Below are 14,170 nucleotides of genomic sequence, written 5' to 3' on the forward strand. Positions count from 1 at the left end.
AGATTATGCGTATCTGTATTATCGCTGAGGGCTCTTATCCTTACGTTACGGGGGGAGTCTCAAGTTGGATTCATTCACTGATTACAAATATACCGGAGCACGAATTTGTGATCTTCACCATCGGTGCATTCGAGAAGCAGCGAGGTCAATTTAAATATAAGCTGCCGTCCAATGTCGTTGAGGTAAAAGAAATATTTCTTGATGCATACATGAGGGAAGAGGGAGAATGGGGTCATCGCTTCCGCTTGACTGCGAGTGAGCAGGAGTCGTTTCGTGCCCTGCTTGGCGGACATGGTCACATGGACTGGGGGGGCATCTTCAACCTGCTGCGCACGAAGCAGTTTCGTGTAGCTGCTGATTTCCTAATGAGCAAGGATTATTTTGATTTGTTGGTGGAGCTATGTAAGGAGCGGTATCCCCAAATCCCATTTACCGAAATGTTCTGGACCGTGCGCTCGATGGTGCTTCCATTATTTCTATCCATTCGTCATGATATTCCGAAAGCTGATCTGTATCACAGTGTTTCCACGGGTTATGCGGGTGTGATAGGCGCGTTGGGCAAGCATCTTTACAATAAGCCTTATCTGTTGACCGAGCATGGGATTTACTCGCGCGAGCGCGAAGAGGAGATTATCAAGGCTGGTTGGGTAAAGGGATATTTTAAAGATCTATGGATTGATTATTTCTACCGCTTGTCCGAATGTTCTTATGAAAGCGCGAATGAGGTAATTACCTTATTTAGCCGAAATCGTGAGATTGAAATTGAACTAGGCTGCAGCCCGGATAAAATTAAAATTATCCCTAACGGGGTCAATCTTGCAGACTATGAAGAAGTCGTGCAGGAGAAACAACCAGACGATTCTATCGTGCGTATTGGCGCGATTGTACGTATCGTGCCGATCAAAGATATCAAGACTATGATTCAAAGCTTTGCGCTTGTAAAGCGAGAAGTACCGCATGCTGAGCTGTATATTATGGGGCCATCTGAAGAGGATGAGGAGTACCTGACAGAGTGTAAGCAGCTCGTAGAGACTCTGCAAGTGGAAGGTATTATTTTCACAGGCGAAGTGCGAATTAAGGAATATCTTGGTCGAATGGATATAATGGTGCTTTCAAGTGTAAGTGAAGGGATGCCGCTAGCGATTCTGGAAGGAATGGCTAGCTCCAAGCCCTTTGTCGCTACGGATGTGGGCAGCTGCCGTGAGCTGCTTCAAGGTATGGACGACGGCATTGGCCCTGGGGGATTAATTGTTCCCGTGATGCATTACGACCAGATGGCTACAGCCCTCATCAAGCTATGCAAGAATAAAAAGATGCGGGAAGATATGGGGAGAAATGGTTTGGAGCGGGCCGGAAAATATTATACAAGGAAGCAGTTTATTGAAAGCTATCAAAGCCTGTATGGATCATATAAGGAGGTGAATACATGGCGGGTATAGGATTCGAACTAAGGAGGCTATTTGGTCAGCAAGGGATTTTAAGCAGTTTCAGAGCGTATGCCTATTCATCGATGACGACAGTGGGGCCTATGATTTTGTGCATGGGCACCATTGTTTTTATGCAGAGGTTCATGATCTCGGCAGGCTCCCCCTACTTGGAGCGTCAGCTTTTCCTCGCGACCGTCGTTTATTGCTTTATTTTCTCCGTTCTGATTACCGGAGGGTTATCCATGATTGTAACCCGCTATATCTCAGATATGATCTATCTAAAAAAATTCGAGCATTTGCTTTCCTCCTACTACGGAGCGATTGCAGCTGCATTACCGATAGGATCGTTAGTTGCGTGGTTATTTCTCAGGAAAGTATCCGCTGGAATGGGTTACAAAGCCGCTGCTTATCTGTTCTTTTCTGAATTGATTATCATCTGGGTGCAGTCAGTACATTTATCTGCGCTTAAGGATTACAAAAGAATCGTACGTAACTTTTGTTTCGGTGTTGTCATTGCCATAACTGGCTCCTGGCTGCTTCTGACGTATTCTCCTTATAAAAGTGCCACTGCTGTTCTTACGATGATGGACATCGGCTTTATGATCATCGTGCTCTTGACCTCCTACCATTTCGAACAAAAATTCCCTCGTAAGTCCAGCCGGGTATATTTTGACTTTTTCGCTTATTTTCGTAAATATCCATCTCTGTTTTTTATCGGCACATTTTTTTATTCCGGCGTGTATGTCCACAGCTTCGTCTATTGGCTCGGTTCTTATAACGAAATCATCGCAGGGCGTTATGTGATCTCTCCGTTTTACGATTTACCAGTCTTTTATGCGTATTTGACGGTAGTACCGACACTTGTAACTTTTGTTGTATCTGTAGAAACGACCTTTTATGACAAATTCCGTGGTTACTATGATAAAATTTTGAACGGAGGTACACTGCTTGAGATTACACGTGCCAAATGGGACATGCAGCGAACTTTGATGCAGGAGGTCAGCTTTATGATGGAGGTGCAGCTGTTGTTTACCGTCGTGTCCCTGGCTTTGGGCATTAAACTGCTGCCCATGCTAGGTTTTTCAGATATACAGCTTCAAACGTTCAATATTCTTGTTCTGGGTTACTTCGTGTTCATAATGGCCTTTATTATTATGCTCATCATGCTGTATTTTGACGATCGAAGAGGTGTTCTTGCTGTAAGTAGTTTGTTCGTCGTACTGAATGCAGGATTCACATACTGGTCTATGAATGCCGAATATCATGGTCTAGGCATTTTCATAGCAGCCTTCGTTACGCTGTTGTGTGCTTTAGCCCGCCTTATTCTGTATGTAAGAAATATCGATTACTATACGTTTTGTGCACAACCCATTACGGTTCAAAAGAAGGTTCCTTTCTGGCGCCGCTTCAACGGCAAATCTTCGGCTGCTGCTATGCTGGTTATGGCTGCGCTCTTTCTTGCAGCATGTTCCGATGATCAGACGAAAGAAACAACTTCGGCAGCGCAGGCTACGCCGCCCGTCACGGCTCCGATTGCTGCAAATGATAAGCTTATAGAAGATAAGCGACTCTATCAGCAGGATAATGATACGTCCGTTGATACGATATACTTGACAATACTGCCGGATAAAAGCGGTGAAGAGAATCCTCTAAGCTGGTATGCTATGAACCGGATCAGGAGCCGGATGGATGAAGGCAATCTGAAAGTCATTGTACAAGAAGGTATGCCTGACGGTAGCGGTCCCAAGGCTGGTATGTTCGGATATGGGGCTTCAGAAAGCAATGGAAAAATCAGTTTGCGCGGGAATACCGCTCGTTATGCAGCCCAACGTTCCTATAAAATCCGTTTGGAAGATCAAGCCGGCTTGTGGCATGATCAGCGGACGTTGAACCTGAATAAACACATCTTAGATAGTACACGAACCCGTAATAAATTAAGCTTCGACATTTTTGAGACGCTACCTAATATAACAAGTCTTAGGACCCAATTCGTTCATCTTTACGTTAAGGATCAATCCGAAGGAAAAGGAAAAGCTTTCGAGGATTATGGTCTGTTTACACATATTGAACAACCAAATGAAAAGTTTTTGAAGAGTCATTGGTTGGACCCGAATGGACAATTGTACAAAGCGGTCATGTTCGAGTTTTACCGGTATCCAGATGAACTCAAGTCAAAGTCTGACCCAGCTTATAATAAAAAGGCGTTTGAAACGCATTTGGAAATTGATGGGTATGAGGATCATGATAAGCTTCTGGCGATGCTCGATGATGTGAACAATATGACAATACCTATTGATGAAGTGGTCGCCAAGCACTTTGATCTCGACAATTACATGACGTTCCTTGCCGCGAACATTCTGATGGATAACATGGATACAGATGCACAAAACTTCTTCTTGTATTCACCATTGAATTCCGACAAATGGTATTTTCTTCCGTGGGATTATGACGGGGGATGGGAACTTCAACGAGGACAGGGAAGTATTAGTCCGTACAATGATGGAATCAGCACGTATTGGGGAAGTGTGCTGCACAATAGGTTTTTTCGAAGCGAAAAAAACGTCCAATTACTGAAAGATAAAATCGACGAACTTTATGCTTCGATTAACAATGAGACTGTTGCCAAACGTCTGCAAGCGTATCGTGGAATAGTCGAGCCATTTATGGTTAAGGTGCCGGATATCAACTTTCTGCCTATTCATCTGGACAAGTTGAATGATGAATTCAAGAGGATTGAGGGAGTTCCGCTCCGATCTCTGGAGCGCTTTAAAGAGGATGTAGAAAAGCCGAAGCCATTTTTTATGGGTGATTTAATTCATGAAAACGGCAAATATAGGTTTGAATGGGATCCATCCTTTGATTTACAGGGGGACGATTTGACCTACGATTGGATACTTGCGAAAGATCCTGAATTTACGGAAGTTGTCGAGCAACGGAAAAAATTGAAGGAAACTAGCGTAGAATTAAATAGCTTGAAACCAGGGGAATATTACTGGAAAGTTATCGTTCAAGACAGTAAGGGGCATCAGCAAATCGCTTTTGAATTACAATCGATTGATAATAAACCATACTACGGAGTACGAGCCATAAAGGTGGAGTGAAGGTGGAATTTCTCGGAAAAAAACTGCGGCACGAGCTTAAATATTATATTCACCCTTACGAATATGTCACGCTGAGGCAGCGGCTTTCTGCGATGCTTCAGTTGGACGGCAATTCCGACGACAAGGATGGGTACGGCATCCGCAGCTTATACTTCGACGGGCCTCATAATCATTCGCTTTATGATAAAGTGAACGGCATCTTCGGTCGGCAAAAATTTCGTATTCGCATATATAATGGCAGTGACAGGACGATCAAGCTGGAGAGAAAAAGCAAATACGGTGATTATGTGAGCAAAGAAGCTGCTCAGCTGAGCCGAGAAGAATATGATCGGTTGCTAATTGGAGATTTTTCGTTTTTATTAGAACATGACCATCCACTACTTAAGGATTTCTACATAGCTCTACAAGGTGGATACCAGCCGGCAGCCATTGTGGATTATGTACGTGAAGCTTACGTATATGAGTTAGGAGATGTCCGCATCACATTTGATAAAATGTTATCGGCAGGCATTAATACAAATGATGTATTCGATCCGAATTTGGCCCTGACGGAAGCACTTGATTCAACCAAAACCATTTTGGAGATCAAGTATAATGACTTTCTTCCAGAAGCGATTCGACTCATTGTTCGTCCGGATGCACATAACCGTTCTAGCATTTCCAAGTACGTCATCTGCCGTGAGGTAGGCTATAGGCATTTTAGACCATAACAGTTCAAGGAGAAAGGGGGAGACATATTGGGAGATTCGCTCAATTTTCAGGATGTCGTCAAGAAAAGCATCATTCATTTGGAGGCATTCCGCAATATTTCATACATCGATATATTGCTAGGGCTAGCCGTTTCATTCGGAATTGGTATGTTCATTTATTATATTTATCGTAAAACGTTTCGCGGTGTCGTCTATAGTTATAACTATAACGTTACTTTTGTACTGATGAGTATGATTACTACTCTTATTATTATGACCATCAGCACGAACATTGTATTATCGCTCGGCATGGTCGGAGCGCTCAGTATTGTGCGGTTCCGAACGGCGGTGAAAGACCCGCTAGATATCGTCTACATGTTCTGGGCTATATCGGTGGGTATTGCAACTGGGGCGAAGCTCTACCCGGTTTCACTGCTAGGCTCTCTCGCTGTGGGGGCAGCCCTTCTATTCCTCTCCAGGCGTAAAATAAGAGAGCAGCCCTACCTATTGATTATTCGTCATACAGACGAATCTATAGGAGAGCTGCGCACAAGGTTAAGACAACTGAACTATCAGGTGAAATCGAAAACGGTCCGTAAAAACTTCACGGAATTAACCCTGGAAATGCGTCTGCGGGATGATAATACGGCTTTTGTGAATGAGCTGTCTAGAATTGAAGGGGTGCAAGATGTGTCTCTTATTAACTATACAGGCGACTATGCACAATAACTTTATGAGGCCTCTGCCTCGCGTGTGTTACTAGTTGATAATCTGGATGGTTCGAGTTGCATCCTCCCATATCACGGTCGCGCCAAGCGCCTCTCCAACGAAGCGCAGCGGTACGTACGTGCTTCCCTGATAGAGGATCGGAGGAGCATCGAGTTGAATCTTCTTGCCGTTTAACAGAGCCTTCTCGCTATCCAGAGTTAGGCCGATTGTTCGATTTCCTTTTACTGCTGTTACAGTTTGAGTCTCCTGATTCCAGACTACCTTTGCATTCATAGCCTCGAAGATAGAACGAAGTGGAACGAATGTGCGATCGTTAATAATTTCTGGACGTTGTGGGAAAAAGCGCTCCTTGCCATCTATGATGAGGCGAGGGGCGTTTATTTTTTCGCGAACGGCAAGAATGCCGAGGCTTGGTGACGTGCAAAAAGCGTCTCCTGAAGGTGCCGCCTTGCATGTAAGCTGGGTGTCCTGAGCCTGCAGAAGCAGCTTGTAGCGCTCTTTCCCGTTCCGGTCAAGCGAATACCAACTGCCGTTGTTATCCTGAAAGTATATGTGCTCGGCAGCATCATATTGAAGGGTGCTTGGACGAATCTGATTGGTCTCAGGAAGTGAGTAGGTCCAAAGTGCTTTTTGATCTTCGATCAGGGTCAGGCTGCGCTCAGTTGCTTTCAAATTCAGCGAAATCAGTGGTTTCACAGCCTCGGGGAGCTTAGCGCTTTGCTTAACCGGCAGTCGTTCTCCGCTTGGAAGGACAGATTTCCACTGACCATCGGACTGGTAATAGGCCGTGCTGTCATTAGCAATAAATAGCTTTTGAGGAGAAGAGTCCTGCAATCTCCAAGCGACCTCAAATTGGTCTGCACCCTGAAGAGAGGCATTAATTGGCTCTATGATTGAAGTAATTTGCGAACGGAATTGCAGCAATTCTATATCTGGATTACGGGTTTCTGAAGGGGAGTCAGCCCCTAGCAGAAAAATGATAGGTAGGGATACAATAAAGGGAATCCACCGCATGTTCTCATCCTCTTCGAAGTAAAATTGAAACGGTGGCAAAAGGTTACACCGGATTTCTACTTCCAATATAGCAAGAATCCTAGTTGATTTAAATCAATTTCACAAACTAGGTCTTCTCTTATTAACGATAGAGTTAACTTAGTTGACATGAGTAGTTTTTAAAATTGTCTCTTATTCTGTGAAACTTCACTACGAAAGCGCTACCTGTTAGTTTACTTAACAAAATTACAAAAAATGTTTGACAACAGATAGGTGAGTTGTTAATATTTAATTATTAACATCACTGGAATAAATAAAAGGTAAACACTGGTCGATAAGTCGTTTATCGCTGATATTATTCGTTTTTTAGTGTTTTATTGCAATAGTTAATAACATCTGTGGAATAATTAGCCTCATAACAACATTAGACCATGAAATTAAAAGCAAAAGAGGGGAAGACAAAATGGATAAAACATTAGTTGAAGAGTATCGTGGAGGTGCGTTGGAATGCGTGCATAGCGGGCATATTTGCGGAGTCTCCATCTCGGGTGCTGTTAAGTACGCAGTAGGGGATGTAGAATCATTAACATATTTAAGGTCATCCGGAAAACCATTTCAAGCTATTCCTGTTATTAAGCATGGCGCGGATAGAAAGTTTGGCCTTTCTGATAAAGAAACGGCTATTATGATCGGGTCCCATCGTGCGGAGACCTTCCATGTTGAAGCTTTGGAATCCATGCTTACCAAGATTGGAGTGGGAGAGGAAGCGCTTGTCTGTCACCCCACTTACCCCTTAAGTGTCCCTGCTTCAGAAGCAATGCTTAGAGCGCAGAAGCCTAAACGTTCAATTTACCACAATTGTTCTGGAAAGCATCTTGGTATTCTTGCTTTGTGCAAAACAATGGGATATCCAACCGAAGGCTACTTTGAACCTGATCATCCGGCTCAAATCGAGATCGTAGACACGCTCGCTTACTTATCTGAGTGTCCAAGAGAACACATCCACATAGGTACAGACGGTTGTGGTTTTCCGGTGTTCGCTATTCCTCTTAAGCATTTAGCGACTGCCTTCCTGAAGCTAGCCTGTCCAGAGGTGATTGAAGATCTTGAAATTCGATCAGCTGTGATCCGAATAACCGCTCTTATGAACGAGCATTATGAGATGATTGCCGGTTCAGATCGAATTTGCTCAAGCCTTCTTATGGATCCCAATATTGTTGCTAAGGGTGGAGCTAAAGGCGTGTACTGCTTTGGATTGAAGAAAGAAAAGCTAGGTTTCGCGCTTAAAGTGATGGATGGTTCTGAGGACGAGTGGCCTATCATTACGGCATCTATCCTTGAGCAGATTGGTTATAGTAACCAAGAAACGATTGATCGTATGTATCAACTCACGCCAACTGACATTACTAACGATAATAAGAAAATTATCGGAACGAACAAAGCAGTGTTTACCTTAGAAACCATATAGAAACCCAGGCTTAGTTACTAAATTATGTTGAGGAAACGATCTTCAGCAAGATTTTATAACATAGATCATATTACAGGAGGGGTTATAAAATGAAGAAAAAAGCTACGATTCTAGCCTTATGCACCAGTCTTGTACTTACTTTTGCCTTAGCTGGCTGCTCTACAAATGGCGGACAGAATGAACCGGCAAAAGCCACTGGAGCGGCAGGAGCCAAAGAAGCCACAGGGAAGAAAGCAAAAATCTCGTATCTCGATCCGCTTCCAAGCCCGGAAAGAACAGCGCTTATGCAGGGGCTCTTGAAGAAATTTCAAGAGAAAAACCCGAATATCGAAGTTGAATATACGTCTGTCCCTTGGGATGATGCGAATAAGAAATGGATGACCATGGGTGCAGCTGGCATTCTTCCTGACGTATTGAGTATTGATGATACTTCTTTAGTAGCCATGGCTTCAGCTGGATATATCGAGAACTTGCAGCCCTTTTATGACAAATGGGATCAATTAAATAATTTGACGGAAGCAACCAAACAAGCGAGAAACAAATTCAAAGGGAATGTCTATGCGATTCCAGATGGATTCTTGCTGCAGGGCTTGTTTATCAGAAGCGATTGGTTTAAAGAACTGAATATGCCCGAGACCATCGCGACATGGGATGATTACTTTAATCTAGCGCAAAAATTTACAGACTCTGCGAAAAACAGATACGGTATTTCCTTTAGGGGAGGAGCTAACGGCGTTATTCGAGCCATGGAATATGTAATGGCGGCGGTTCACTCTGACAGTTGGTTTGATAAGGATGGCAAATCAATTTTGTATAAACCTGAAGGCGCTGCAGCCTTTAAGAAATTTTATGATGTTTACTTAAATGGAAATGCTCCTAAAGAGTCTGTCAATTGGGGCTTCAACGAAATGGTTCAAGGATTCTTAAATGGTCAAACTGCTATTTTAAATCAAACGCCTGAGGTTATTATTACAGCTCAGAAAAATATGAAAGAAGGCACATGGAATGTAGTTCCAATGCCGAAAGCTGATGACGGAAAACGTTATATTTTCTGGGGTTACACAGCCGCTTACGCTATGTCTTCCAAATCCCAAAATAAAGAGGCTTCTTGGAAGTTGATCGAATTCTTAAGCTCTCCTGAGAACAACCTAGCGTACAGCATTAAAAACTCTACGATTCCTATTTACAAAGAAAACCTGAAAGATCCGTTCTTCAGCAAAGGTCCTATTGCTGGGTATGCGGGTTCCATGGCGGATTCCAACATTGTCTTTGCAGGCCCTCCGAGCCATTTAACGAAGCTGGGTCAATTCACGGGAACGTTCGCAGTGGAAGAGACGCAAAAATATTTGACAAAAGCGCAATCGCTCGAGGATACTGTTAAGCATCTTGCAGATTTTCTGACCAAAGAACAACAAGCTTATATGAAGGAAAATCCATAAAAAGAAGACAGATAACCGGGGACACGAATGAATCCCCGGTTATCTATTCTAAAGTATTGAAAAGGCGGGGAGAGAAAGCATGCTAAAAGCAATTCGATGGAAATCATTCGAGCCCTATTTATTAATCACTCCTGCTGTTCTAATTATTCTAGCTTTTTTTGCTTATCCTTTACTATCAGGACTTAAGCTTGCTTTTATGCATTATGTCTTATTTGAACCGGGTAATATCCACTTTTCAGGTTTTGAAAATTTCAAATCTTTGCTGGCAGATAAGAATCTCCCTCAAATATTAGGTAATTCTGTACTTTGGGTCATCTTAACGGTAGGTTTGCAATTCATTCTTGGATTTATTTTGGCACTAGCGCTAAATAAACAGTTTAAAGGAAAAAACATCTACCAATCTATTGTTTTTCTTCCTTGGGCCGTGTCTGCTTTTTTAATCGGGATGATTTTTAAATGGTTGTTTAATGAACAGAATGGACTTATTAATTATTTATTGGTGAAACTCGGAATTCTGGAAAAAGGCATCCCCTTTTTAGCTATTCCACATGTCTCTATTTTCCCAGTCATCGCAGCTATGGTATGGTATGGAGTGCCTTTTTTCGGGATTATGATTCTTGCTGCTCTACAAAACGTACCTAAAGATATCTATGAATCTGCGGATATTGACGGGGCAGGCCGAATGACCAAGCTGTTTAAGGTTACGATTCCTTATATCAAACCGACGATTATTATTACATTGCTGCTTCGAGTGATTTGGGTATTCAATTCAGCCGATTTGATCTACATCATGACCAATGGGGGCCCAGCTAATACTTCTCATAACTTGCCATCTTATATATTTAATAAAATCTTTTATACAACGGACTATGGGCAAGCCTCTGCTTTGGGAATTATGATGTTAGTGATACTTATTCTTTATACGTTAATTTTCTTGAAAACGACTAAATATGATGATGCAGGTGATTTCTAATGGTCTCCTATGTTCGGAATGTAACCCCGACAGTTTCTCGAGTCATTGCGTTAACATTGTTCCTAATCGGTGCTTTGTTTCCTTTTTATTGGATGTTAGTCACTTCTCTAAAGGATAGACAGGAAATTTATAGCGGGAAGCTAACGCTTTGGCCCAAAAATTTAACGTTTGCGAACTATATAGACACTTTCCAGAATTCTAACTTTCCGCAATATTTTATGAACAGCTTTATTGTAAGTATAAGTAGTTCAATCTTGGTGTTGTTTGTATCCATTCTAGGTGGCTATAGTATGGCCAGATATTCATTTCGAGGCAAAAAGTTATTTCTAATATCCTTTTTAGCTACTCAGATGATTCCTGTGATGGTCATTCTAGTTCCGCTCTTCATTACATTCAGCCAAATACACTTGTTAAATAAACTGCCTTCGTTGATTATTACTTATACGGCCATGAACATTCCTTTTTGTTTACTGACGATGTCCAGTTTCTTTCAAAGAATTCCCGTCTCTCTCGAGGAAGCGGCTCTTATTGACGGGTGTAATAAATTTCAAACGATGACCAAGATTATTCTGCCCATTATGCGGCCGGGAATTGTTGCTACCCTTGTATTCGCATTTACAGGAGCGTGGAATGATTTGTTTTTCGGGGTTATGTTTACGAATAGCGAAAGCGCCAAAACCGTCCCTGTAGGACTAAGCAGTTTTGTGCAAAAATTTGATATTAACTGGGGTCAAATGAGCGCAGCGGGTATTTTATCCTTGATTCCGGTTGTGATCATGTTCGCTTTTGCCCAAAAATACATTGTATCAGGTCTTACAGAGGGCGCAGTTAAAGGATAACGACTTCACTTGGTGAGCGGAGAGACTTTGAGCTACGCTCAAAGATCCCTATATTAGGAGGAGAATTATGCTGTTGGAAGTGATTGCAACTACAGTGAGGGATGCTTTATTAGCCGAGCAGAGCGGCGCGGATCGTATCGAACTCATAACAGGGATTCTAGAGGGTGGGTTAACGCCTAGCTACGGCTTAATTGATGAGGTTGTGCACAGCACGAGCATCCCTGTTCAAGTGATGATTCGCCCGCATAGCCAATCTTTTTGCTATGACCAGAGAGATCTGGGCGTGATGGTGAAAGATATACAAACAGTGAAACAGATTGGCGCTCATGGCATTGTACTTGGGGCGCTTACCTCAGACCGTAGGATTGATCACGAGACGCTGAGACGATTATTAGATGAGGCAGAAGGATTATCTGTGACTTTTCATCGTGCATTTGACGAAGTAAGCAATCTGGAGAAGGCTCTAGAGGAACTTTTATCTTATAGCCAAATTGATCGGGTGCTTACATCTGGAGGCAAGCCAAACGTGCTTGATGCGCAAGAAGAGATAAGTCGGCTTGTTAAACAAACGGAACATTCTCACCTGCAAATTTTAGCCGGAAGTGGATTGACGGTAAGTGCAATCCCCTCTTTCCTTCAATCGACGGGTGTTAAAGAGATTCATTTCGGTAGAGGGGTACGAGTGGACAATAATCCGATAAATGAGATCGATACGGAAAAAATTAAAGATATTAAAAATATAGGTAGGGATCATGTTGCTAATGGTTGACTGCGGTGTATAGGATGGTTAACATTAGATTTATTAACATGGGTGGAATAAAGAAGAGGAATCCAAGTAAATGAAAAAAATTGAGAAGCATGACCAAGATGTTATCAGACTGCACAATAAGCAGATGATTTTGGAAATCATAAAAAAGAGTCGGCCCATCTCCCGTGCGGAAATCACCAAAATCACCAAATTGAGTCCTACATCCGTTGGGCGTATCGTAGGTGAGTTATGTGAACAAGGATTGGTGAGGGAAACCGCGTTAACCTCGGTAGGTGTTGGACGTAAGGCGATTATGTTAGATATCGATCCCCAGGCGGTCTATACAATTGGAGTGGACATCGGTAAAAAGGCGATTAAGTTCGGCGTCATGGAGTTCAGCGGCGAACTTCTTCATGAGGAACGAGTTGAGCATGTCGCTCTGCAAACAACCCCTGAAGCTACGGCCGCCGTCATCTCTGAAACGATTAACTTGATTATTGCTAATAAAAATCTCGACAAGTCTAAAATCATTGGCATCGGCATCGGCGTGCCCGGTGTGATCGACCACGAACGGGGAATAGTCCAATATTCGTCAACGTTGGGTTGGAGAAATATCCCTTTGGCCCAGTTCATCCAGGACAAGCTGCATATTCTTACGGTCATTGATAATGACTTGAAGGTGAAAATCCTTGCCGAGTATTTACTAGGCTCCGCGCAAGGATCGAGAAAGACGGCATTGATTGAGCTGGGCACCGGAGTCGGATCCTCTTTGATCATTGATGGCGACATTTTTCGTGGGGGTTCAAACAGTGCCGGGGAGTTAGGACATACAACGCTGGATCCGAATGGCAACATGTGCGAATGTGGCAAAAGAGGATGTCTGCAAACGTATATCGACGAGTCGGCTATTTTGCATGAAGCAAACCGAATCAAGGAGACCGCCGATATTCAGCAGCTGTTTGCAGCTGCACAAAATGAAGAGAACTGGGCTCAAGATATTATTTCCAGAACTTCGCTTTATATTGGCATAACCATTAACAATATCGTCTGCATGTACAATCCCGATGCCGTCATTTTGTGTGGTGATTTGGTGGAAAACTACAGTGAGATTGTACCTTTAATCGAAGAACAGTGTGGGCAGGTGGTATGGGAACCTTTCCGTGACACGTTTAAAATCCTGACTTCCGAGTTGAAGAGCAAATCGATCGTTGTAGGCGCAGCCATGTTAGTGATGAATAACTACGTCGATAAATCTTGATGAAATAAAAGCGTTACGAACGTTTGAGGCGGCAGCCCCACGTCCGTAACGCTTTTTTTAAGCTTCTAAAGCCCGGCGCTTCTTCCTTGAAATATCTTGTGCACGAAGCGTTTTGATCGATAAAATAATGCCCGTAATCGTGAGGAAGATCATACTAATCGCCGCTATATCGACAAGCCATTTCACATTCGTATTCCCGATTTTTCCTTCATGGAGTCCCTTGATGAACCCTGTCAGACTGTTAGCTCCATCCTGACCGGGGCCAGGGCCGTTAAGTGCAGGTCTATTTCCCTGCATAGCTCCAGCTGTTCCTTGATCGCCTGCGGCAGAAGGAGTCATGGAATTGGAAGCTTGAGACATAGCCCCAGGGGGGCGCATTTCTGTTTCTGTCGAGCCGGTCAGCCACTTCTCGGATAAGAGCAGCCCCGTAATCGATTGGATCAAAATAAAAACCGAGCAAATCAAGCCAATCCATAAATGCAGTTGACGTGTTCTTTTCATGTGAA

General features: G+C 43.1%; 12 protein-coding genes. 10 read left to right on the forward strand and 2 right to left on the reverse strand.

Going from position 1 to position 14,170, the window contains the following annotated elements:
• Window positions 1-5: 5 nt before the first annotated feature.
• Genes pelF through GC102_RS01905 form a run of 4 tightly spaced genes read left to right on the forward strand, consistent with a single transcriptional unit; the run spans window position 6 to window position 5,946 of the window.
• Window positions 6-1,439, forward strand: coding sequence for a GT4 family glycosyltransferase PelF (gene pelF / locus GC102_RS01890; RefSeq protein WP_171687983.1), 1,434 nt, complete (start codon window positions 6-8; stop codon window positions 1,437-1,439).
• Window positions 1,427-4,528, forward strand: coding sequence for an exopolysaccharide Pel transporter PelG (gene pelG, locus GC102_RS01895; protein WP_171687984.1), 3,102 nt, complete (start codon window positions 1,427-1,429; stop codon window positions 4,526-4,528). The genes pelF and pelG overlap by 13 nt, the downstream gene beginning before the upstream one ends.
• A 2-nt stretch (window positions 4,529-4,530) precedes the next feature.
• Window positions 4,531-5,238: a polyphosphate polymerase domain-containing protein gene (locus GC102_RS01900; RefSeq protein ID WP_171687985.1), complete on the forward strand. Its 708-nt coding sequence runs from the start codon at window positions 4,531-4,533 to the stop codon at window positions 5,236-5,238.
• 27 nt (window positions 5,239-5,265) lie between these two features.
• Window positions 5,266-5,946, forward strand: a complete 681-nt coding sequence (locus GC102_RS01905; RefSeq protein ID WP_171687986.1) for a DUF4956 domain-containing protein — start codon at window positions 5,266-5,268, stop codon at window positions 5,944-5,946.
• Window positions 5,947-5,976: 30 nt separating this feature from the next.
• Here GC102_RS01905 and GC102_RS01910 read toward each other — a convergent pair whose 3' ends face one another.
• Complete coding sequence (locus GC102_RS01910) at window positions 5,977-6,960, reverse strand: copper amine oxidase N-terminal domain-containing protein (RefSeq protein ID WP_171687987.1); 984 nt, start codon at window positions 6,958-6,960, stop codon at window positions 5,977-5,979.
• 442 nt (window positions 6,961-7,402) lie between these two features.
• Between GC102_RS01910 and GC102_RS01915 the strand changes: the two genes are divergently transcribed.
• The 6 genes from GC102_RS01915 (at window position 7,403) to GC102_RS01940 (ending at window position 13,664) form a co-directional block, all read left to right on the forward strand.
• Window positions 7,403-8,407 (forward strand): asparaginase, encoded by a 1,005-nt coding sequence (locus GC102_RS01915; RefSeq protein WP_171687988.1) that lies wholly within the window; start codon window positions 7,403-7,405, stop codon window positions 8,405-8,407.
• Between the two features lie 89 nt (window positions 8,408-8,496).
• Entirely contained in the window at window positions 8,497-9,846 is a 1,350-nt protein-coding gene (locus tag GC102_RS01920) for an ABC transporter substrate-binding protein (protein WP_171687989.1), read from the forward strand.
• A gap of 79 nt (window positions 9,847-9,925) precedes the next feature.
• On the forward strand, window positions 9,926-10,819 hold the full coding sequence (locus GC102_RS01925) for a carbohydrate ABC transporter permease (protein ID WP_171687990.1): 894 nt from the start codon (window positions 9,926-9,928) through the stop codon (window positions 10,817-10,819).
• A gap of 218 nt (window positions 10,820-11,037) precedes the next feature.
• Window positions 11,038-11,658, forward strand: a complete 621-nt coding sequence (locus GC102_RS01930) for a carbohydrate ABC transporter permease (RefSeq protein WP_281367615.1) — start codon at window positions 11,038-11,040, stop codon at window positions 11,656-11,658.
• A 67-nt stretch (window positions 11,659-11,725) separates the two neighbouring features.
• Window positions 11,726-12,427, forward strand: a complete 702-nt coding sequence (locus GC102_RS01935; protein WP_171687992.1) for a copper homeostasis protein CutC — start codon at window positions 11,726-11,728, stop codon at window positions 12,425-12,427.
• Window positions 12,428-12,497: 70 nt separating this feature from the next.
• Window positions 12,498-13,664 (forward strand): ROK family transcriptional regulator, encoded by a 1,167-nt coding sequence (locus tag GC102_RS01940; protein ID WP_171687993.1) that lies wholly within the window; start codon window positions 12,498-12,500, stop codon window positions 13,662-13,664.
• 57 nt (window positions 13,665-13,721) lie between these two features.
• Here GC102_RS01940 and GC102_RS01945 read toward each other — a convergent pair whose 3' ends face one another.
• Window positions 13,722-14,165 (reverse strand): PepSY-associated TM helix domain-containing protein, encoded by a 444-nt coding sequence (locus GC102_RS01945; RefSeq protein ID WP_216627915.1) that lies wholly within the window; start codon window positions 14,163-14,165, stop codon window positions 13,722-13,724.
• Window positions 14,166-14,170 lie beyond the last annotated feature (5 nt).

It is taken from the genome of Paenibacillus germinis (assembly GCF_013141785.1).
GTDB lineage: Bacteria > Bacillota > Bacilli > Paenibacillales > NBRC-103111 > Paenibacillus_E > Paenibacillus_E phytorum.

Excerpts from the sequence above, each read along its gene's own strand:
- GC102_RS01920 (WP_171687989.1), top strand. The coding sequence starts at position 8,497 with ATGAAGAAAAAAGCTACGATTCTAGCCTTATGCACCAGTCTTGTACTT.
- GC102_RS01930 (WP_281367615.1), top strand. The coding sequence starts at position 11,038 with ATGAACAGCTTTATTGTAAGTATAAGTAGTTCAATCTTGGTGTTGTTT.
- GC102_RS01935 (WP_171687992.1), top strand. The coding sequence starts at position 11,726 with ATGCTGTTGGAAGTGATTGCAACTACAGTGAGGGATGCTTTATTAGCC.
- GC102_RS01945 (WP_216627915.1), bottom strand. The coding sequence starts at position 14,165 with ATGAAAAGAACACGTCAACTGCATTTATGGATTGGCTTGATTTGCTCG.
- GC102_RS01910 (WP_171687987.1), bottom strand. The coding sequence starts at position 6,960 with ATGCGGTGGATTCCCTTTATTGTATCCCTACCTATCATTTTTCTGCTA.
- pelF (WP_171687983.1), top strand. The coding sequence starts at position 6 with ATGCGTATCTGTATTATCGCTGAGGGCTCTTATCCTTACGTTACGGGG.
- pelG (WP_171687984.1), top strand. The coding sequence starts at position 1,427 with ATGGCGGGTATAGGATTCGAACTAAGGAGGCTATTTGGTCAGCAAGGG.
- GC102_RS01940 (WP_171687993.1), top strand. The coding sequence starts at position 12,498 with ATGAAAAAAATTGAGAAGCATGACCAAGATGTTATCAGACTGCACAAT.
- GC102_RS01915 (WP_171687988.1), top strand. The coding sequence starts at position 7,403 with ATGGATAAAACATTAGTTGAAGAGTATCGTGGAGGTGCGTTGGAATGC.
- GC102_RS01925 (WP_171687990.1), top strand. The coding sequence starts at position 9,926 with ATGCTAAAAGCAATTCGATGGAAATCATTCGAGCCCTATTTATTAATC.